Source organism: Streptomyces sp. NPDC101490, assembly GCF_044767145.1.
Classification (GTDB): domain Bacteria; phylum Actinomycetota; class Actinomycetes; order Streptomycetales; family Streptomycetaceae; genus Streptomyces.
Genome location: NZ_JBIWNI010000003.1, coordinates 385,054 through 404,763, shown reverse-complemented (window position 1 = coordinate 404,763; position 19,710 = coordinate 385,054). Strand labels below are relative to the sequence as shown.

Sequence of the window (19,710 nt, the reverse complement as noted above, 5' to 3'; positions counted from 1 at the left end):
GGTGAGAGCCCCGTCCATTCGATGGACGGGGCTCTTCGCCGTCCCCCGGGCTCGATAGGGTGACTCCGTATCCCGCACGGGTGTCCCGCACCCGTATCCGCGACGTACTGACCAGGAGCTGCCATGAGCGCTGCGACCCCCGCTGGAGGACCTACGTCGGCGGGCCGCTCCTGGCCGGCCGTGCTGAACACCCTGCTCGACGGCGGCGACCTCAGCACCGAGGACTCCGCCTGGGCCATGGACCGCATCATGAGCGGCGAGGCCACCGACGTGCAGATCGCGGGCTTCGCGGTCGCGCTGCGCGCCAAGGGCGAGACCGTCGAGGAGATCACCGGCCTCGTCCGCACGATGTACGCGCACGCCAACACCATCGAGGTGCCCGGCCGCACCGTGGACATCGTCGGCACCGGCGGCGACGGCGCGAAGACCGTCAACATCTCCACCATGTCGGCGATCGTGGTCGCGGGCACCGGCGCCAAGGTCGTCAAGCACGGCAACCGGGCGGCCTCCTCCGCCTCCGGCGCCTCCGACGTCCTGGAGAAGCTCGGCGTCAACCTGGAGCTGACCCCGCGCCGGGTGAGCGAGGTCGCCGAGGAGGCGGGCATCACCTTCTGCTTCGCGGTGAAGTTCCACCCCTCGCTGCGGCACGTCGCCACCGCCCGGGGCCAGCTCGGCGTACGGACCGTCTTCAACTTCCTCGGCCCGCTCACCAACCCGGCCCGCGTCGGGGCCCAGGCCACCGGCGTGGCCGACGCCCGGATGGCCCCGATCATCGCCGGGGTGCTCGCCGAGCGCGGCTCCTCCGCGCTGGTCTTCCGCGGCGACGACGGACTCGACGAACTGACCACCACCGCCACCTCGCGGGTCTGGGTGGTCCGGGACGGCTCGGTCCGCGAGGAGTCCTTCGACCCCCGGGACGTCGGCATCGACCTGGTCCCCGTGGAGGCACTGCGCGGCGCCGACGCCTCGTACAACGCGGACGTGGCCCGCAGGCTGCTCGCGGGGGAGACGGGACCGGTGCGGGACGCCGTGCTGCTCAACTCGGCGGCGGCGCTGACCGCCCTGGAGCCGGGCGGCGGCACCCTGGCGGAGCAGATCACGGCGGGGATGGCGAGGGCCGCCGAGGCCATCGACTCCGGCGCCGCCCGCCGGGCCCTGGAACGCTGGATCACCGTCAGCAACGCGTAGGAGCGGCCTCCCGCCCCTTCTGTCCCTCCCGGCCCCTCCCGTCGTACGGCCCCGGTCCACCATGCGGACCGGGGTCTTGCGCTTCGTCGATCATGTGGCAGGATGCTTCTCAGGTCACGAGTGACAGCGTTTTGGCCCCGGCTTGCTGTCCGGCAACCCTCCGTCCGTGGCGGGGTGCCCCGGGTGATGACCAGGCCGTAGGCAGCGAGGTCTACGGCAAGCGCGGACCCCTCGAACACCAGGGGTCCTGGTCTCTCGAGGAGCGTTTTCCGTGAGCAAGCGAATGCGATAGGGCGACTCCGCCCCCACTTCACCCCGGACCGGGTCACTTCCGCGTACCCACGCGCACCCTGCCGTCCGAGGCGTACACCCGTACCCCGCCGCCGTCGTGGCCGCGTACGGGACCACCGAAGCCATTCAGCACCGCCCGCCGGGAGATACCGCCATGTCCGCACGCCCTGACGCCGTCGCCACCGTCGAGACCTTCGCCGCCGAGTCCGCCGCTACGGCCGTCGCCGCGACGGCCGCCGAGTCCGCCGACCCCTGCTGCGCCGCCCCGCTGCCGGTCCTCGGCCGGGACGTCACCGTCCCGCTCGTCACCGGCGGCGAGGTGACCTACGCGGCCCTCGACTACGCGGCCAGCGCCCCCGCCCTCCAGCGGGTCTGGGACGACGTCGCCGCCTACGCCCCCTACTACGGCAGCGTCCACCGGGGCGCGGGCTACCTCTCCCAGCTCTCCACCGACCTCTTCGAGAACAGCCGCGTCACCGTCGCCGAGTTCCTCGACTGCCGCGCCGACGACCAGGTCGTCTTCACCCGCTCCACCACCGACTCGCTGAACCTGCTCGCCGCCGTGCTCCCCGCGGACTGCCAGGTCTTCGTCTTCGAGACCGAGCACCACGCCTCGCTGCTGCCCTGGAGCGACGCCCACGTCACCTACCTGAGCGCCCCCCGCACCCCCGCCCAGGCCGTCGAGACCCTGGAGCGCGCGCTCGCCGACCGCGACCCCCACGGCCCCGCTCTGGTCTGCGTCACCGGCGCCTCCAACGTCACCGGCGAGCTGTGGCCGGTGCGGGAACTGGCCGCCGCCGCCCACGCGCACGGTGCCCGGATCGTCCTCGACGCCGCCCAGCTCGCGCCCCACCACCCGGTCTCCGTCCGCGACCTCGACGTGGACTGGATCGCCTTCTCCGGACACAAGCTGTACGCGCCCTTCGGCTCCGGCGTCCTCGCCGGACGCGCCGACTGGCTCCAGACCGCCGAGCCCTACCTCGCGGGCGGCGGCGCCTCCCGCAAGGTGGCCCGCCGCGCCGACGGCGGCGTGGACGTCGAGTGGCACACCACCGCCGCCCGGCACGAGGCCGGCTCCCCGAACGTCATCGGCGTCTACTCCATCGCCTCCGCCTGCAAGGCGCTCACCGAGGCGGGCTTCGACTCCCTCGTCGCCCGCGAGCGGCACCTGATCGACACCGTCCGCACCGGTCTCGCCGAGGTCCCCGAGGTGCGGGTGCTCTCGCTCTTCGGTGACGACGCGCCCCGGGTCGGCGTCATCTCCTTCGTCGTCGAGGGCTGGAACAGCTCCCACTTCGCTGCCGCGCTTTCCGCCGAGTACGGCATCGGCGTCCGCGACGGCCTGTTCTGCGCCCACCCGCTGGTCCGCACGCTGCTCGGCAGCGACCCGCAGGACCCGGGGGAGTGCGGCGCCCCCGAGGCCGCGCCCGGCGAGCGCTCCCTCAACGCCATCCGGGTGAGCTTCGGCGCCGGTACGCCGGACGAGCACGTCGAGCGGTTCGTCGGCGCGGTGAAGCAGCTCGTCCGCGACGGCGCCCAGTGGAAGTACCGCACCGAGGACGGCCGCTGCGTCCCGGACCGCGGCTGACCCACCCGCACGGGGCCGGTCCAGGCCGGGGCCGGGTCGTTACCTCCGTACTCCGGCCCGGCCGGAAGCACCCGGGCCCGGCCGGGGCCTCAGGCCGCCAGCCGGGTCCCCACCAGGACCATCCGCAGGGCCCGCTCGGCCGCGTCCGCCAGGAACTCGGCGCCCCGGTCCAGCGCCTCCGGCAGGGCCATCGGCGCGGGCAGGATCGAGCCGTACGCGTCGACCCCGACCGCCCGCACCTCGTGGGCGCCCCGGCCGAGCGTCCCCGCCAGCACCAGCACCGGCACCCCGTGGGCCTTGGCCCGGCGCGCCACCTCCGCCGGGATCTTGCCCCGTACGGTCTGCCCGTCCAGCGCGCCCTCCGCGGTGATCACCAGATCGGCGCGGGCCAGCCGGGCGTCCAGGTCCACGTGGTCGAGCAGCACGTCGAAGCGGGGGAGCAGCCGGGCCCCCAGCGCGGCGAGTCCCGCGCCGAGCCCGCCCGAGGCCCCCGACCCCGGGGCCGTACCGATGGCGGCGGGCGCGCCCAGGTCCCTGACCAGGAGCGCGGCCCAGCGGTCGAGCGCCGTCGACAGCTCCTCGACCTGCTCGGGCCCGGCGCCCTTCTGCGGGCCGAACACCCGGGCCACGCCCCGCTCGCCGCACAGCACGTTGTACGGGTTGCAGGCCACCAGCAGTTCGGTGCGGGCGAGCCGGGGGTCGAGGCCCGTCGGGTCGATCCGGTGCAGCCGCGTCAGGGCGGCGCCGCCGAGCGGGAGTTCGGCGCCGTGGACGTCCAGGAGCCGGGCGCCGAGGGCCTGGAGGGCTCCCGCCCCGCCGTCCGAGGTGCCGGAGTCGCCGCAGCCGACCAGGACGCGGCTCACTCCGGCGTCGAGGGCGGAGCGGATCAGTTCGCCCACCCCGTACGTGGTGGTGGCGCCCGGGTCGCGCCGGTCGGCGGGGACCAGGGAGAGGCCCGCGACGGCGGCCATCTCGACGACCGCCGAGGAGCGGCCGAGCAGGGCGAAGTGGGTCGGGACGGGGCGGCCCAGGGGGCCGGTGGCGATCCGGGACAGCAGGCTGCCGCCGGTCGCGGCGGCCAGCGCCCTGGCGGTTCCCTCCCCGCCGTCGACCAGGGGTATGCGGTCGATCACGGCGTCCGGCCGGACCCGGCGCAGTCCCTCGGCGATGGCTCGCGCGGCTTCCGGCGCGGAGAGGGACTCCTTGAAACCGCTGGGGGCGACGGTGATGTGCAGACTCACGGCTGGGACTCCAGGAGGACGGGCACGCCGAGCAGCGGCCAGACGACAAGGGCGAAGAACAGCACCAGGGCGGCGCTGAGCGGGGCGAGCACGGCGGAGAGCCGCAGCAGGTCGCGCGGGGTGAAGGTGGGGACGCCGTCCGGGAGGTCGGCGAAGAGGGCGACCGGTTTCGCGGAGGCGGGCAGGGTCTGGCAGAAACCGGCCGCGGCGGTGGAGGCGAGCGCCGCCGCCACCGGGTTGACCCCGGCGCCGACGGATGCGGCCACCACCAGCGGCACCAGGACCGAGGAGCGGGCCGAACGGGACTGGAGCACCAGATGGGCGGCGGTGCTCACCACCACGACGACGGTGAGGAACACCCACGGCGGTACGCCGTCGGGCAGTCCGCCGACCAGCCAGCCGGCCGCGCCGGACTCGACCAGGGCCACCCCCATCGCGGTGGTCGCCGCCATGAAGAGCAGCATCGGCCAGGGCACCGACCGCAGTCCTTCCTTCATCCGTACGGTGCCGAGGGCGGGGGAGGAGGCGACCAGGGCGCCGATCAGGGCGACCACGGCGGGGGGAACCCCGTGCAGCGGTTCGGAGCACCACAGCGCCACCACCGTGCCGAGGAGGAGCAGACAGCGCAGTTCGGCCGGGGAGAGCGGGCCGGAGACCGGTGTCCCGGAGTGTTCCTGGATCTCGGCGACGGTGATCTCCACTGGTCCCCTGCGGTCCTTCCCCCGGGTGGTGGTGAGGAGCACCGCCTCCGCCGCCAGATGGGAGGAGACCACCGCGAGGGGCAGTCCGAGGATCAGCCAGCGGGTGAAGCCGATGCCCTCGCCGGTCTGTTCCAGGAGGACGCCGACCGTGATGAGGTGGGCGCCCGCGCCGATCAGGGTGGCGACCGCCGAGAGCAGGACGACGGTGGGGAAGAGCAGCGCCAGCATCACGACGAGGCGGCGCCGTCCGGCGAGGGCGTGGGCGAGGGCGAGGAAGACGGGCAGGGCGAGCGCGGCGCGTCCGGAGGTGGCGGGCACCGCGAAGGCGGTGACGACCAGGGCGGCGGTGGTGAGGTGGACCAGTTGGCGTACGGTCCGGGCGCCGGAGACCAGGAAGGCGGCGGCGCGGCCCGCGAGTCCGGTCCTTGTCACCGCGGCGGCGAGGATGAAAGCGCAGATCAGCAGCCAGATGGTGGGATCGCCGAGGGTGGCGAAGAGGGTGTCGGAGCTGATCACCCCGGTGGTGGTGAGGGCGAGCCCCGCGACGAGCGCGACATGGGTGTCGTCGACCGGCGCGGCGATCCAGGCGCAGGTGGCGAGGGCGAAGACGGCCAGGGTCAGCCGGGCCTCGCCGCCCAGGCCGGGGGTGATGCCGGGGACGGCGAGGACCGCGCACGCGCCGAGGGCGACACAGGCCCAGACCGTCTGCCGTGGAGAGAGGTTCACGGGAACCACCCTTCCGGCGGCCCGTGAGCCGTCGATGAGCCCGTCATGAAGGAAGCTTCACGTGGTGAGGGCTGTCGGCTCGGGCGGGTTCGCGCGGTGACGCCCCTCCCGGCCCGGGGTGTGGGGGTGTTCACCTGCTGGCGGCTCCCGGTCCGAGGCATCGCCACTCGGTGAGGCCTTCCGGCCGGTGGGTGTCCGCAGGGGGGCGGCTCCCGGCCCTGGGCGTCTCCCTGGGGTGACCGCGCCCGGCTCAGGGCGTCCTGACGCGGGGGGGGGCCTCCCGGCTCCGGGCGTGCGCACGAGGCAACGGCCCCCGGAACTGGATGACTTCGGGTGCCGACGACCCCCGGACCCGGGGGCTTCACGTGGTGACGGCCCCGGCTCAGGGCATCCGGTAGCCCATGCCCCGGACCGTCTCCAGGCGTTCCGCGCCCAGTTTCTTGCGCAGGGCCCGTACGTACACGTCCACGATGTTGGAGCCGGGGTCGAAGTCGTACCCCCATACGTGGGAGAGGATCTGCTCGCGGGAGAGGACCTGGCCGGGGTGGCGCAGGAACAGCTCCAGGAGGACGAACTCACGGGCCGTCAGGTCCACCGTCCGGTCTCCGGAGCGGGCCCGCCGGGTGCGCAGGTCGAGGCTGAGGTCGCCGCTGCGCAGCACGGTGACCTCGGGGGCGCGGGCGGCGGTGCGCAGCCGCAGCCGTATGCGGGCGAGCAGTTCCTCGAAGCGGAACGGTTTGGTCATCCAGTCGTCGGCGCCGCCCTCCAGGCCCGCCACGGTGTCCCGGACGGAGTCACGGGCCGTCAGGACGAGCACGGGCAGGGTGACTCGGGCCTCGCGTAGTTCCCGCAGGACGGTGAAGCCGTCCCGGCCGGGCAGTCCGATGTCCAGGACGAGCAGGTCGAAGCCGCCGGTGAGGGCGAGGGCGAGGGCGGTGTCGCCGTCGGCGGCCACGGAGGTGGTGAAGCCGTTGGCGCGCAGGCCCTTCTCGACGAAGGAGGCGATGCGCTCCTCGTCCTCGGCGATCAGGACACGGTTCATGGGGTGTTCCTTCGCTGACAGAGGATTCATTCTTCGAATACGAGGACGAATGTGGCGCCGCCGCCCTCGGTCGGCCGCAGTTCGACCCGGCCGCCGCGGTGTCCCTCCGCGATGGCCCGGACGATGGCGAGGCCGAGACCGGCGCCGCTGGTCCGGGCGCCGCGCCGGGCGGTGCCCCGGCGGAAGCGCTCGAAGATCACCTCGGCGTCGGCCTCCTGGACGCCGGGGCCCCGGTCGGCGACGTACAGCTCGATCCGTCCGGCGGTGGTGCGCGAGCCGATCGAGATCCGGGCTCCCGGCACGGTGTGCTGGACCGCGTTCTGCGCGAGCTGCACCATCGCCTGGGTGATCCGCTGGGCGTCGAGCGAGGCCTCGCGGTCGGCGACCCCGTCGAGGACCCAGTCGCGCTCGCCCAGCGCGCGCGCCTTCACGAAGACGTCGGCGGTGAGCTCGCCGAGCTGCACCGGTTCGGTCCGGACGAAGTCGGGCCGCTCGGCCTTGGCGAGCAGCAGCAGGTCCTCCACGATCCGGCTCATCCGGTCGAGTTCGTCGGTGACGAGCCGGACGGTCTCGGCGCGTTCGGCCGGTTCGTCGCCCATCAGTTCGAGATGGCCGCGGACGATGGTGATGGGGGTGCGCAGCTCGTGTCCGGCGTCGTCGACGAACTGGCGCTGTCCCGCGAAGGCGCGCTCCAGCCGGTCCAGCATCGCGTTGAAGGTCTCGGCGAGGGCGGCGATGTCGTCCTTGCCCTGGACCGGGATGCGCTGGGTGAGGTCCCGTTCGGTGAGTTCGGCGGCGGTGGTCCGCACCACCCGGACGGGGGCGAGGATGCGGCCCGCGACCACCCAGCCGATGCCGGTGGTGAGCAGCAGCGCCACCCCGGAGATGGCGAGCAGGATGCGGAACGCCTCGTCGGCGAGGGCCTGTTGGCGGTCGGCGTGGAAGGCGACGACGAAGGCGGATCCGGCGTCGCCGGTGTCGATGGGCACCTTGGCCCAGCGGATCTCGCCGCGCTTCCGGTCGACGCGCCCCGAGCGGTCGGGGGAGGCGGCGATGGCGTCGAGGGTGGCCCGGTCCCGGTGCAGCGGGAGGGGGCTCGGTATCTCCCGGGACTGCCGGACGACCCGGAGGTCGGGGCCGGTGGTGCCGACCAGGCCGAGGAGCTCCTCGTCGGGGTCGGAGTACTGGCGCTGGAGGAAGACCCGCAGCAGTGCCTCGGGGTCGGTGAAGGGGCGGCCGGTCGCCGGGTCGACGCCCTGGGTGACGAAGTTGGCGAACTCGCCGGTCTCCTGGGTGAGCAGCTGGTTGATCCGGTGGTCGGCGTCGTGCAGCAGCTGGGTGCGGGTGACCAGGGAGACCGAGGCCAGCGCGACCGCCATCACCAGGAGCAGCCACAGCAGGATGCGGACCCGGGCGGAGAGACGGTGTTCGGTGCGCTTCACTCGTGATCGTCATCGTCGTCGTCACCCGTGGCCGAGGGGCCGGGCACGACGGAGTCGGAGGGCGGCGGGGTCGAGGCGGTGCCGGTGCCGGAGGGCGTGCCGGAGTGCGTGCCGGACGGGGTCGCGGACCCCGTCGAGGGCTGGCCCGCGGGCCCCGTGGAGGGGGGCGGTCCTGACGGTGTCGGGGGGGTGGAGAGATGGACGGCGGGCGGGACCCGGGGGGCCTCCGGCGCGTCCGTGAGGGCGTAACTGGTGGCCGCTATCCCGAGGGGGACGGCGACGACGGCGGCGAGACCGGCCATGCGCTGGGTGAAGGGCATGAGGTCAGGCTGAGGGGCGCGGGGGAGCCCCGACATGAAGCCAGGATGAGGATTTCTTCATCTGCGCGGCGGAAGGGTCCGTACGCCACCCCGGGAGTGCCGCCCCGGGAGCTGCCCCCGGGGCGCACCCACCGGCCCCGCCACCGCGGCCCACGAAGGACCGTCCCCGCCTCAGGACTCCAGACCGATGGCGAAGGCGGCTTCCAGATCGTGCTGGGAGTACGTGCGGAAGGCGACGTGCGTGTCCGTGGCCTCGACGCCCGGGATCTTGCTGATGCTGCCGGGGATCACGTCCGCCAGGTCGTCGTGGCGGGACACCCGGACCATGGCGATGAGGTCGTAGGTGCCGGTGACCGAGAAGACCTCGCTGACGCTGTCGAGCGCGGCGATGGACTCGGCGATCTCGGGAATCCGGTCCACGCTGGTCTTGATGAGCACGATCGCGGTGATCACGGCTGGCTTTCTCCCTCGGTCGCCGTGGTGGGAGCTTTCACTCTATCCCCACCCCGATAGCGCCCCCAGGCGTAGAGGAAGCCCGCGGAGAAGCCCACCACATGGGCCAGATAGGCGATGCCGGGACCGGAGTCCGCCTGGCGCGCGGCCAGCCACTGGAGCGTGAACCAGAAGATCAGCACGATCCAGGCGGGGAAGCGCAGCGGCAGGAAGAAGAGGAAGGGGAAGAGGCTGGTGACCCGTGAGCGCGGGAAGAGGAAGAGGAAGGCCCCGAGCACCCCGGAGATCGCCCCCGACGCCCCCACCAGGGTCTGCTCGCTGTCGGCGTGCGCCACCGCGTAGCCCAGCAGGGCGAGGTAGCCGGTGACCAGATAGAGGAGGGCGAAGCCGATCGGGCCCACCCGCTCCTCGGTCATCGCCCCGAAGACGTACAGGAAGAGCATGTTCCCCAGGAGGTGGAGCCAGCTGCCGTGCACGAAGAGCCCGGTGAGCGGGGTGAGCAGCGCCCGGTGGTCGCCGCCCATGAGCTCGGCGGGGACGACGCCCCAGCGGCGGAAGTACGCGCCCTGCGCGGCGAGGAGCTGGTCCCCGGTGCCGTGCCCCGGGTTCAGCCCGGACGCCGGGCTGGCGGCGAACAGCAGACAGCAGGCGGCGATCAGCGCGTACGTCATGGTGGGCCCGCTGCGGGTGCCGCGCCAGGCACCGAGGACCGCGCCTCGCCACTCGATCATGGACAGATCATGGCGTACCGGGGTCGAACTGGACAGAGTGCCTCGCCGTGCCTCCGGGGACCGGTGAGGCCGTAGGGTTGCGGGCAGTACCACCGCAGTTCGACGGCGCACCGCGGCTCCCGGACCTGGCACAGGCAACAGGAAGAAGGACGGCACGATGACGACGGTTCCCCTGCCGACCGACGAGACCCGCTGGCGCTGCACGCTCTGCGGCAATCTGACCCGCTTCGACGTGACGCGCTCCTCCAAGGTCGTCGAGTACGTCCATCTGGACCTCGCGGGCGATCCCACGGTCGAGGAACGGCAGGTGGTCAGTGAGACCATCGAGTCGGTCCGCTGCCGCTGGTGCAACGCGGTGGACCAGATCGAACTGGTGGACAGGCCGGGCGCCGCTTCCTGAGGGACGGCGCGGACGACAGTAGGGGTGACGGATCGTGGAGCAGCCCGCGCACGGTGAAGAGCCGGCCGGCGCGGCAGGTGACGCTGCCGAGACGCTCGACCACCCACTGCCGGAAGGCGTACGGCGGCGGGTCGTCGCGCTGGTCGCCGACGCCTTCGGCGGGCTGACCGTCGCGGAACTGCCCGCACCCCTGAGGCAGTACGCGCGCTTCACCGCGAGCCGCCGCGCCAAGTTCGCGGGCAACGCGATGGCGGCGGCGCTGGAGGGCGACCCGCTGTTCCGGCAGCGGATCGCCGAACGGTTCCGGCAGGGCGAGCCCGAACTGGCCGCCGCCGTGGAGACCGGCACCCCGCCCGCCGCCGCCGACCCCGTGGACGTGGCGGCGGCGGCCTACGTGCTGCGCCCGCCGGGCTGGGTCAAGCTGGTGGCCGCCGCGGGCGAGGAGGCGCAGCGCGCCGACGCCGAGCGGGCCGACGAGGCCGGACGGCGCGAGCTGGACCGGCTGCGCGAGGAACTGGCCGCCGCGCGCGAACGCACCCGGGACGAGAGCGAGCAGCTGCGGCACGACCTCGAAGCGGCCCGCCGGGAGACCGAGTCGCTGCACCGCAAGCTGCGCAGCGCCCAGAACGACGTGAAGCGCGGCGAGGCGGCGCTGCGCAAGGTCCAGGGTGAGATCGAGGCGGTCCGGGCGGAGTCGGCGGCCCAGGTGTCGGCCGCCGAGAGCGAGGGGCGGCGGCTCAGGGCCCGGCTCGGCGAGGCCGAGTCGGCCCTGGAGGCGAGCCGCCGCTCGGCGCGCGAGGGCCGCTCGGTGGAGGACATGCGGCTGCGGCTGCTGCTCGACACGGTCCTGGACGCGGCGCAGGGTCTGCGGCGGGAACTGGCGCTGCCGCCGGTCTCCATCCATCCGGCCGACATGGTGGACGCGGTGGAGCCGGGGCGGATGTCTCCGAAGGACATCGCGGCGCGGGCGCTCTCGGAGACCGATCCGGCGCTGCTCGACCAGTTGCTCGCGCTGCCGCAGGCCCATCTGGTCGTGGACGGCTACAACGTCACCAAGACCGGCTATCCGACGATGCCGCTGGAGAAGCAGCGGCTGCGGCTGCTCGGCAGTCTGTCGGGGCTCGCGGCCCGTTCGGGGGCCGAGGTCACCTGTGTCTTCGACGGGGCGGAACTGGCGGCCCCGGTGCTGCTGGCGCCGCCGCGCGGGGTCCGGGTGCTGTTCTCCAAGCCCGGTGTGACGGCCGACGAGCTGATCCGTCAGCTGGTACGGGCGGAGCCGCCGGGCCGCCCGGTCGTGGTGGTCTCCACCGACCGCGAGGTGGCCGACGGGGTGGCGAAGGCGGGCGCGCGCCCGGTGACGTCCGCCTTGTTGCTGAAGCGGCTTTCGCGTCTCTCGTGAAGCATCGCAACTCCTGGGCGTTATGACCGAATTCTGGACGGCGCACGGTCAAGTTCCCCTCACTGCCCGTGTGCTGTCCGTGAATAATGTGATGCGCGGGTGATATTTTTCCCGGCGGGATTTGAACTGATCACAACTTGGTCACTAGGGTCGGCCTTCGAACCTTCGCGCGGTTGATCACCCATCCGGGGTGGCGGCGGAGGAACCGCCTGCCCCTGACCGGTTGGGCGGCTCTGAGGAAGAAGGAGATCGCCTTCGTGGCGTCCCACCGTCGACCCAAGCAGCCGAGCCGCACCCGCGTGACCGTGCTCACCGCGACCGCGGCAGCCGCCGTCGCCCTCTCCGCCCAGTCGGCCCAGGCGGCTCCCAAGCCCAAGATCGACGAGGTCAAGTCCAAGGTCGACGACCTGCACCACGAGGCCGAAGAGGCCACCGAGCAGTACAACGCCGCCGAGGAGCGCCGCGGAACCCTCCAGAAGGAGATCAGCGCCCTCCAGGACAAGGTGGCCCGCGGCCAGCAGGAGCTCAACACCCTGCGCGACCAGATCGGTTCGGTCGCCAGCGCCCAGTACCGCTCCGGCGGCATCGACCCGGCGATGCAGCTCTTCCTCTCCGCCGACCCGGACACCTACCTCGACAAGGCGTCCGCGATCGACCAGCTGAGCGCCCAGCAGGCCGACGTCCTCACCTCGATCCAGGCCAAGCAGCGCGCCCTCGCGCAGCAGCGCGCCGAGGCCACCACGAAGCTGGCCGACCTCGAGGACGTCCGCAAGACCCTCGGCGCCAAGAAGAAGAAGTTCCAGGGCAAGCTCGCCGAGGCCCGCACCCTCCTCAACACCCTGACGGCCGCCGAGCGCGCCAAGATCAAGCAGGAGGAGGACCAGCGCGCCAGCCGCGCCGCCACCGAGCGCGTCGACCTCGGCAACGAGGCCCCCGCGAACGGCTTCGGCGCCGCCGCGCTGGCCCACGCCGACTCCCGGGTCGGGATGCCCTACCAGTCCGGCCACGAGGGCCCCAACTCGTTCGACTGCTCCGGTCTGACCCAGTGGGCCTACGGCAAGGCGGGCGTGAACCTCTCCCGCGTCACGTACACCCAGCAGAACGACGGCGTGAAGATCGGCCGCAGCCAGCTCAAGCCCGGCGACCTGGTCTTCTTCAACAACCTGACGCACGTCGGCCTCTACGCGGGCGGCAACACCATCCTGCACGCCCCCAAGCCGGGCGCCAACGTCCGCTACGAGTCCATGAACTACATGGGCACCTTCCAGTTCGGCGTGCGCATCGCGGGCTGACCCCCCGCCGCGCGACCCGCGCCGCGACACCGCCCGAACGGGTGGTTCGCCGCGACCCGTACTGACCCGACGCCCCGCCGGTGACCTGTGTTCTCCGGCGGGGCGTCACTGTGCGTGCCCACCGGCCTCGTTGGACGCGGAGTGATCACCGGCTACTGTCTGCCGCGCCAGTCTGCGTCGAGCCGAACGGAGCGCGATCCGTGGCGTCCCACCGCCGACCCGCCCGGGTCACCGTCCTCACCGCCGCCGCGGCCACCGCCGCGGCCACCCTCGGAGCCGTCCCCGCGAGCGCCGACCCCGGGACCGGAACCGCCGCCCCCCGCGCCACCGTGGACCGCCTCTTCGAAGAGGCCGAACAGGCCACCGAGGGCTACAACCGGGCCGACGAGAAGGCGGACGCGCTGCGGCGCACGGTCTCCCGGGCCCAGGACGCCCTCGCCCGGGGCCAGGAGCGCATCAACCGCATGAGGGGCGCGCTCGGCGCGGTCGCCGGAGCCCAGTACCGCTCCGGCGGCATCGACCCCGCCCTCGCCCTGCTGCTCTCCTCCGACCCGGCCGGCTACCTGGACCGGGCCACCGCCCTCGACCGGGTCACCGCCCGGCAGGGCGCCGCCCTCGGAGAGCTCCAGCGGGAACAGCGCCGCCTCGACCAGCAGCGCACCGAGGGCCGGACCGCCCTGACCGAACTGGAACGCAGCCGCACCGAGGTCGCCCGCCACAAACGCACCGTCGAACGCAAACTCGCCGAAGCCCGCCGGGTCCTCGCGAGCCTCACCGTCCAGGAGCGCGCCGACTTCGACCGGGCCTCCCGCTCCGGCGGACGCACCGGGGAACAGCCGCCCCCGGCCGACCTCGGCCCCGTCTCCTCACGCGCCTCCGCCGCGGTCCTCGCCGCCCGCAGCGCGATCGGCAAGCCCTACGTGTGGGGGGCCACCGGCCCGTCGGGCTTCGACTGCTCGGGCCTGATGGTCTGGTCGTACCGGCAGGCCGGGATCAGTCTGCCGCGCACCTCCTCGGCCCAGCGGTACGCGGGCCGCCGGGTGCCGCTCTCCCAGGCGCAGCCCGGCGACCTCGTCACCTACCGGGGCGACGCCAGCCACGTCGCCATCTACGCGGGCGGCGGACAGGTCATCCACGCCCCCTACCCGGGCGCCCGGGTCCGCTACGACCCGGTCGGCATGATGTCGCACGCGACCGTCACCCGAGTCTGACCCGGGAGCCCCCGCCGGGCACCCGCACCGGACCGCCCGCCCCGGGAGCGGGCCCCCGCCCTCCGACCGTACGATCGGAGGCGTGGCAGGTCAGGGGTGTGGAGCGCGACGGTCGGCGACGGCCTGTCTGCTCGCCCTGCTGCTCACCCTCACCGGACTCGCCGGCTGCTCCGCCCCGCCCGCCGCCGAACCGGCCGTACGGGAGGTGCGGGCCCTCCTCGACCGCCACGCCCGCGCGCTCCTCGCCCGCGACGAACCCGGCTACCGCGCCGCCCTCGACCCCGCGTACGCCCCCACCGCGCTCACCCTCTACCGGCGGCTCGCCGAGGTGCCGCTCGACGGCTGGACCTACCAGGTCACCGGGACCGAGCGCACCGCGCCCGACCGGCTCGCCGTCCGCGCCGAGCTCGGCTACCGGCTCCGCGGCCACGACCGGCGGCCCGTCACCGGCGCCCGCCTCCTCGACCTCGTCGAACGGGACGGCCGCTGGTACCTCACCGGCGACCGCCCCGACCGGGGAGCGCCCCGGCAGCTCTGGGAACAGGGCGACGTCACGGTCGTCCGGGGCGCCCGTTCGCTCGTCCTCGGCACCGGCCGGAACGCCGAACGGCTCCGGGAGATCGCCGACGAGGCCGACCGCGCGGTCCCCGCCGTCACCGCCGCCTGGCCCTACCCCTGGGCCCGGCAGGTCGTCGTCCTCGTCCCCGCCTCCCTCGACGGTATGGGAGAACTCCTGGGCGCGCCCGGATCCGGCTACCGGGGCATCGCCGCCGTCACCACCGGGGAGACCCGGGGCGGCACGGACGCCCCGGCGGACCGGGTGATCGTCAACCCGGAGGCGTACGGCGTGCTCGGCGGCTTCGGCAGACGGCTGGTCCTCACCCACGAGACCGTCCACGTCGCCACCCGCGCCGCCACCACCCCCTCGACCCCGGTCTGGCTCTCCGAGGGCTTCGCCGACCTGATCGCCTACCGGGACACCGGACGCACCCCCGCCCAGGCTGCCCCCGAACTGCGCCGCGCGGTCCTCGCGGGCCAGCTGCCCGCCCGGCTCCCGCAGGACGAGGACTTCGCCTTCGGCGGCGACGCGGAGGCCCTGGCACGGGCGTACGAGGGCGGCTGGCTGGCCTGTGAACTGATCGCGGACCGCTGGGGCGGCACGAAACTGAACGCCTTCTACCGCGCGGTGGGCGCGCACCCGTCACGGGACGGCGCGGTGGAACAGGCCCTGCGGACGGTCCTGGACACCACGCCGGAACGGTTCACCGCCGACTGGCGGACCTATCTGACGGAACGACTTACCTGACCCTGCTGACCCTGCTGACCCTGCTGACCCTGCTGACCCTGCTGACCCTGCTGACCCCGATGGCCTCGATGGCCTGGCCCGGGCGGCACCCTTACGGGGCGGTCGGCTCCCCGGTTCTCCTCAGCAGGGATATCCCGTCCCGGGTCTCGACGGTCCGGTAGCCGGGGACTTCGGGGGTGTCCGATTCCAGGAGGCTTCCGGTGGCGCAGTCCGGGTCGGTGTTGTCGGTGGTGTCGTAGATCATCCACTCCGGTGGTTCCGCCGGGGGGAAGGAGCGGGGGAACAGACAGACCTCGCTGACCACGGCCCGGTCCGCGAGCTGGGCCGCCAGCCGGTTCGACGCGGCCACCGTGGCACCGTCGGGGATCCTGTCGAGCAGCGCGTCCGCCGTTCTGACCCGGGCGGACTCGTTCCACGTCCGTGGCAGCGCCAGCTCGTGCAGGGGATGGGTGAAGAGGGTGACGCCCGTGACGACCGCTCCGACGACACAGGCGGGCATGATCCGCCGTGCCTTGAAGCCGGTGGCGACCGCGTGCACGGCGGCGGCGAACGCGATGGGCATGAGGACCGCGCTGTAGTGGAAGTCCGTCCCCCAGTAGTACGGGTTCGACGAGGTGAAGCGCCAGGCGAGGGTCGGCAGCGCGACCAGCAGCAGCGGGGACCTGAGGGCGAGGAAACCGGTGGGCGCGACGATCATGAGCAGGGTCAGCCACTTGACCGGGGGCCACAGCGCCCCGGCGGCCTGCATCAGCAGCCCCGCCTCCTCGGCCGCCTCCGGCGGCCAGTAGGCGAACTGTCCGAGGGGGTTGAAGTACGGGAGGACCACCAGCATCTCCACGGCCGTCGCGGCCACTCCGAAGACGGCCACCGCGATCCCCGTGGTCCGTGGCCCCTTCCAGGCCACATAGGCGCCGATCGCGGCCACGGTGAGGCCCAGGTCCTCCTTCACGAGCACCAGCGGGAGCGCCCACAGGGCGGCCGACCGCCACCTCCCCCGGCCCGCGGCGCACAGCGAGAGGGACAGCAGCGGAACGGCGAAGGCGACCTCGTGGAAGTCGAAGCCGACCAGCTTGGCGAGACCCCAGGAAGCCCCGTAGGAGACGCCGACCCAGTAGCCGAACCTGCGTCCCCGTACCTCGTGCGCCCACTTCATCAGCGGGACTATGGAGAAGGCGACGAGTGCGGCCTGGCACACCAGGAGGGTGTAACTGGACGGGAACACCCGGTAGACCGGCCCCAGCAGCGCGAGGACCGGGTGGAAGTGGTCCCCGAGCGTGTTGTAGTCCGGGCCCTTCAGCGCCGAGTGGGGCGCGGAGAGTTCGGAGTAGGACCGCACGATCTGGGTGAAGATCCCCAGGTCGTATCCGGTGGACAGGTTCGTCGCGTGGCGCCGTGCCGAGAGGAGCAGATAGACCAGGAAGAAACCGCCGGAGACCAGCAGGAGGGCGCCGGTGAAGCCCTTCCGCCCGGCCTCGGGTGCTTGCTCGGCGGTTCCCTCACCACCCCCTGCCCCGGTGATCCGCTGAGGTGTGTCGACCGCGAGATTCGAGGTGTTCATGTCGGCAGAAGAACCTAACAGGGGGGTAAAGGTGTCCTAGATTAGCAGCGGTGTGCGAAGGCCGTGGGGCCAGGCTGATCCGTACCACTCAGACCGACCCCGCCAGTACCTTCTCCCGCTCCGGCCGGTCCTCCGGGACGGAGAGGCGCGTCGGATCGGTCTCCATCACCGTGTGCCGCCACAGGATGCGGCAGGCGGCGAAGGCGGCGACCACGAGCAGCCCGTTGCGCAGGAACAGCACGGCGATGCCCAGCGGCCCGCTCCCGGTCACGTGCGAGAACCAGACCGGATACTCGAACTGCGTGACCGCCGTCGCCCACAGCACCAGATGGGCCGGGAACCGCATCCTGCTCGACCGGTAGGCGAGACAGACCGCGGCGAGGGCGAACAGCCAGACCATGTACTGCGGCGAGATCACCCGGCTCGTCAGGGTGAAGAGCAGCACCGCCACGAAAGCCGCGTCCGCCGTCGTCGAGGTCACGAACCGCCGGGCCCTGAAGCGCCACCAGGCCAGCCAGCAGAAGGCCGCCACCGTCAGCGCCATCGAGACGGCCGACACCCACGGGACGTACGGGCCGAGGAACTCCATCGAGCCGTAGTTCATCCGCGCCTCGCCCTCCCAGCCGAAGTGCCGGGCCACGTGGAACACCATCGCGCCCAGCGACTCGACCTCCGTCCCCCGCTCGCTCTGGTACGAGAGGAAGGCCAGCGAACCGGGCATCCACACCGCGCACAGCGCCAGCACGCCCAGCGCCGCACCCGCGGCGGCGGGCCAGGAACGCCAGGTCGCCCGCCCCTTGGGCGTCCCCGCCAGCAACAGGACGGGCCACACCTTCAGGACCGCGCCGAAGCCGGTCAGCGCCCCGAGCACCAGCGGGCTGCGGATCGCCGCGAGCAGCGCCGCCACCGCGACCGCGGCCACCATGATGTCGTAGCGCGCGTACGCGGTCGGGCCCAGCAGCGGCACCGCCGCCAGCCAGAGCCAGGCACCCCGCATCGACCGGCCGGGCCGACGGCCCGTGTGCGCCAGCAGACCGAAGACGAAGGCGTCGCACACCAGTGCGAGGACGAAGAACGCCGCCGTGTAGTCGAGGAACGGCAGCAGCGCGGGCGAGAGGATCGCGAAGGCGGCGGCCGGCGGATACTGCCAGGTCACGTCGGACCGGGGGTACACCCCGGTCTCCAGGACCTCGTACCAGCCCCGGTAGATCTCGCTCACCTCGGCGGTCGTGTCCGGGCCGGGGACCACGACCACCTTGAACACACAGAGCAGGAGGATGATCCGGGTCAGGCCCCAGAGCCCGAGCGGGAGTGCGAAGGTCGTGCGAGAACTGTTCCCGGTTGCGCCCGTCATGCCCGTCCTGGTGCCTGTCCTGTCGGCCCGCTCGCGCGGGGGAGTGGTGGTGCTGGGCGGTGGGTGCGCGCGCGGTACTGTCGGCCACGATGCACAAGACCCTGATCGTAACGAACGACTTCCCGCCCCGTCCCGGCGGAATCCAGGCCTTCCTGCACAACATGGCGCTCCGCCTGGACCCCGAACGGATCGTCGTCTACGCGTCCACGTGGAAGCACGGCCGGGAAGGGACCGAGGCGACGGCCGCGTTCGACGCCGAACAGCCTTTCACGGTGGTCCGGGATCGCACCACCATGTTGCTGCCCACTCCTCGGGTCACCGCCCGCGCCACCGCCCTGCTCCGCGAGCACGACTGCGGGTCGGTCTGGTTCGGCGCCGCCGCGCCGCTCGGCCTGATGGGCCCCGCGCTGCGGAAGGCGGGCGCCCGCCGCCTGGTCGCCACCACGCACGGCCACGAGGCGGGCTGGGCACAACTGCCCGGCTCCCGGCTGCTGCTGCGGCGGATCGGCGAGGGCACGGACACCCTGACCTACCTCGGCGAGTACACCCGCTCCCGGATCGCCGGAGCCCTCACGCCCGCCGCCGCCGCCCGTATGACCCAGCTGCCGCCCGGCGTCGACGAGAAGACCTTCCACCCCGGCTCCGGGGGCGCCGAGGTGCGCGCCCGGCTCGGGCTCACCGACCGCCCGGTCGTCGTCTGCGTCTCCCGGCTCGTCCCGCGCAAGGGCCAGGACACCCTGATCCGGGCGATGCCGCTGATCCTGCGCCGGGTCCCCGACGCGGTCCTCCTGATCGTCGGCGGCGGCCCCTACGAGAAGGACCTGCACCGGCTCGCCGCCGAGACCGGCGTGGCCGGATCCGTGCGCTTCACCGGCGCCGTCCCCTGGTCGGAGCTGCCCGCCCACTACGGGGCCGGTGACGTCTTCGCCATGCCGTGCCGCACCCGGCGCGGGGGCCTGGACGTGGAGGGCCTCGGCATCGTCTATCTGGAGGCCTCCGCGACCGGCCTCCCGGTCGTCGCGGGCGACTCCGGCGGCGCGCCCGACGCCGTCCTCGACGGCGAGACCGGCTGGGTCGTCCGCGGCGGCTCCCCCGAGGACTCCGCCGAACGGATCACCACCCTCCTCCTGGACCCTGAGCTGCGGGCCCGCATGGGGGAGCGGGGCCGTGCCTGGGTCGAGGAGAAGTGGCGCTGGGACCTGCTGGCGGAGCGGCTCAGGGAACTGCTGTAGGCCGGACGCGGAGACGCCCCGACGCGGAACGCCCGGACGCGGAAAGCCCGGGCGCGACGGAGTGGAGCGGCGCGGAGAACGGCCGGGGCGCCGGGCCGCGTGCGAACGGCCGGGCGCCGACCGCGCGCAGCACGGCCGCCGCGCTGAACGGCATGGAGAACGGCCGGGGGGGCGGGGCGGGGGGGGGGCCCGGCCCCCCCCCCCGGCCCGGGCCCCCCCCCGGGCCCCGGGCGCG

General features: G+C 73.5%; 17 protein-coding genes and 1 riboswitch. Of the genes, 8 read left to right on the top strand and 9 right to left on the bottom strand.

Translation table 11 applies throughout. The annotated features are described in order from the left end of the window. The first annotated feature begins 123 nt into the window (after positions 1-123). Positions 124-1,188: an anthranilate phosphoribosyltransferase gene (gene trpD, locus ACIRQY_RS09455; RefSeq protein WP_351779492.1), complete on the top strand. Its 1,065-nt coding sequence runs from the start codon at positions 124-126 to the stop codon at positions 1,186-1,188. Positions 1,189-1,300: 112 nt separating this feature from the next. Beyond that, positions 1,301-1,417, top strand: a riboswitch (SAM riboswitch). A 216-nt stretch (positions 1,418-1,633) separates the two neighbouring features. Further along, positions 1,634-3,067 (top strand): aminotransferase class V-fold PLP-dependent enzyme, encoded by a 1,434-nt coding sequence (locus tag ACIRQY_RS09450; RefSeq protein WP_403923290.1) that lies wholly within the window; start codon positions 1,634-1,636, stop codon positions 3,065-3,067. Positions 3,068-3,156: 89 nt separating this feature from the next. On the opposite strand, the gene ACIRQY_RS09445 is transcribed toward ACIRQY_RS09450, so the two are convergent. The 7 genes from ACIRQY_RS09445 to ACIRQY_RS09415 form a co-directional block, all read right to left on the bottom strand. After that, positions 3,157-4,308 (bottom strand): glycerate kinase, encoded by a 1,152-nt coding sequence (locus ACIRQY_RS09445; RefSeq protein WP_351779487.1) that lies wholly within the window; start codon positions 4,306-4,308, stop codon positions 3,157-3,159. Further along, positions 4,305-5,735: an SLC13 family permease gene (locus tag ACIRQY_RS09440; protein WP_351779486.1), complete on the bottom strand. Its 1,431-nt coding sequence runs from the start codon at positions 5,733-5,735 to the stop codon at positions 4,305-4,307. The genes ACIRQY_RS09445 and ACIRQY_RS09440 overlap by 4 nt, the downstream gene beginning before the upstream one ends. 382 nt (positions 5,736-6,117) lie before the next feature. Then, positions 6,118-6,777 carry a response regulator transcription factor gene (locus ACIRQY_RS09435; protein WP_351779483.1) on the bottom strand — a complete coding sequence of 220 codons (660 nt, stop codon included), beginning with the start codon at positions 6,775-6,777 and terminating at the stop codon, positions 6,118-6,120. Positions 6,778-6,803: 26 nt separating this feature from the next. Further along, positions 6,804-8,156, bottom strand: coding sequence for a sensor histidine kinase (locus ACIRQY_RS09430; protein WP_403923873.1), 1,353 nt, complete (start codon positions 8,154-8,156; stop codon positions 6,804-6,806). A gap of 59 nt (positions 8,157-8,215) precedes the next feature. Continuing rightward, positions 8,216-8,539 carry a small hydrophilic protein gene (locus ACIRQY_RS09425; protein WP_351779480.1) on the bottom strand — a complete coding sequence of 108 codons (324 nt, stop codon included), beginning with the start codon at positions 8,537-8,539 and terminating at the stop codon, positions 8,216-8,218. Positions 8,540-8,710: 171 nt separating this feature from the next. After that, positions 8,711-8,992: an Lrp/AsnC family transcriptional regulator gene (locus tag ACIRQY_RS09420; RefSeq protein WP_024755605.1), complete on the bottom strand. Its 282-nt coding sequence runs from the start codon at positions 8,990-8,992 to the stop codon at positions 8,711-8,713. Beyond that, a complete protein-coding gene (locus ACIRQY_RS09415; RefSeq protein ID WP_351779476.1) occupies positions 8,989-9,723 on the bottom strand; it encodes a rhomboid family intramembrane serine protease in 735 nt (244 codons plus the stop codon). The genes ACIRQY_RS09420 and ACIRQY_RS09415 overlap by 4 nt, the downstream gene beginning before the upstream one ends. A gap of 157 nt (positions 9,724-9,880) precedes the next feature. Between ACIRQY_RS09415 and ACIRQY_RS09410 the strand changes: the two genes are divergently transcribed. From ACIRQY_RS09410 to ACIRQY_RS09390, 5 genes are all read left to right on the top strand, one after another. Further along, the gene (locus ACIRQY_RS09410) at positions 9,881-10,123 is read left to right on the top strand and encodes a hypothetical protein (RefSeq protein ID WP_055644001.1); all 243 of its coding nucleotides are present in this window, start codon (positions 9,881-9,883) and stop codon (positions 10,121-10,123) included. Positions 10,124-10,157: 34 nt separating this feature from the next. Then, on the top strand, positions 10,158-11,522 hold the full coding sequence (locus ACIRQY_RS09405) for an NYN domain-containing protein (RefSeq protein WP_351779473.1): 1,365 nt from the start codon (positions 10,158-10,160) through the stop codon (positions 11,520-11,522). A 257-nt stretch (positions 11,523-11,779) separates the two neighbouring features. Then, positions 11,780-12,814: an NlpC/P60 family protein gene (locus tag ACIRQY_RS09400; RefSeq protein ID WP_403923285.1), complete on the top strand. Its 1,035-nt coding sequence runs from the start codon at positions 11,780-11,782 to the stop codon at positions 12,812-12,814. A gap of 200 nt (positions 12,815-13,014) precedes the next feature. After that, positions 13,015-14,025: an NlpC/P60 family protein gene (locus ACIRQY_RS09395; RefSeq protein WP_351779469.1), complete on the top strand. Its 1,011-nt coding sequence runs from the start codon at positions 13,015-13,017 to the stop codon at positions 14,023-14,025. Positions 14,026-14,107: 82 nt separating this feature from the next. Beyond that, entirely contained in the window at positions 14,108-15,331 is a 1,224-nt protein-coding gene (locus ACIRQY_RS09390) for a hypothetical protein (RefSeq protein ID WP_403923283.1), read from the top strand. 91 nt (positions 15,332-15,422) lie between these two features. Here the strand turns inward: ACIRQY_RS09390 and ACIRQY_RS09385 are convergent, their stop codons facing one another. Both ACIRQY_RS09385 and ACIRQY_RS09380 read right to left on the bottom strand, forming a co-directional pair. After that, positions 15,423-16,889: a DUF2079 domain-containing protein gene (locus tag ACIRQY_RS09385; RefSeq protein WP_403923281.1), complete on the bottom strand. Its 1,467-nt coding sequence runs from the start codon at positions 16,887-16,889 to the stop codon at positions 15,423-15,425. 88 nt (positions 16,890-16,977) lie between these two features. After that, entirely contained in the window at positions 16,978-18,243 is a 1,266-nt protein-coding gene (locus ACIRQY_RS09380) for a glycosyltransferase 87 family protein (protein WP_403923279.1), read from the bottom strand. A gap of 89 nt (positions 18,244-18,332) precedes the next feature. Here ACIRQY_RS09380 and ACIRQY_RS09375 point away from each other — a divergent pair, with 89 nt between their 5' ends. Next, positions 18,333-19,475 carry a glycosyltransferase family 4 protein gene (locus ACIRQY_RS09375; RefSeq protein WP_351779457.1) on the top strand — a complete coding sequence of 381 codons (1,143 nt, stop codon included), beginning with the start codon at positions 18,333-18,335 and terminating at the stop codon, positions 19,473-19,475. Positions 19,476-19,710 lie beyond the last annotated feature (235 nt).

Excerpts from the sequence above, each read along its gene's own strand:
- ACIRQY_RS09375 (WP_351779457.1), top strand. The coding sequence starts at position 18,333 with ATGCACAAGACCCTGATCGTAACGAACGACTTCCCGCCCCGTCCCGGC.
- ACIRQY_RS09450 (WP_403923290.1), top strand. The coding sequence starts at position 1,634 with ATGTCCGCACGCCCTGACGCCGTCGCCACCGTCGAGACCTTCGCCGCC.
- ACIRQY_RS09415 (WP_351779476.1), bottom strand. The coding sequence starts at position 9,723 with ATGATCGAGTGGCGAGGCGCGGTCCTCGGTGCCTGGCGCGGCACCCGC.
- ACIRQY_RS09410 (WP_055644001.1), top strand. The coding sequence starts at position 9,881 with ATGACGACGGTTCCCCTGCCGACCGACGAGACCCGCTGGCGCTGCACG.
- ACIRQY_RS09385 (WP_403923281.1), bottom strand. The coding sequence starts at position 16,889 with ATGAACACCTCGAATCTCGCGGTCGACACACCTCAGCGGATCACCGGG.
- ACIRQY_RS09380 (WP_403923279.1), bottom strand. The coding sequence starts at position 18,243 with ATGACGGGCGCAACCGGGAACAGTTCTCGCACGACCTTCGCACTCCCG.
- ACIRQY_RS09425 (WP_351779480.1), bottom strand. The coding sequence starts at position 8,539 with ATGCCCTTCACCCAGCGCATGGCCGGTCTCGCCGCCGTCGTCGCCGTC.
- ACIRQY_RS09435 (WP_351779483.1), bottom strand. The coding sequence starts at position 6,777 with ATGAACCGTGTCCTGATCGCCGAGGACGAGGAGCGCATCGCCTCCTTC.
- ACIRQY_RS09430 (WP_403923873.1), bottom strand. The coding sequence starts at position 8,156 with ATGGCGGTCGCGCTGGCCTCGGTCTCCCTGGTCACCCGCACCCAGCTG.
- trpD (WP_351779492.1), top strand. The coding sequence starts at position 124 with ATGAGCGCTGCGACCCCCGCTGGAGGACCTACGTCGGCGGGCCGCTCC.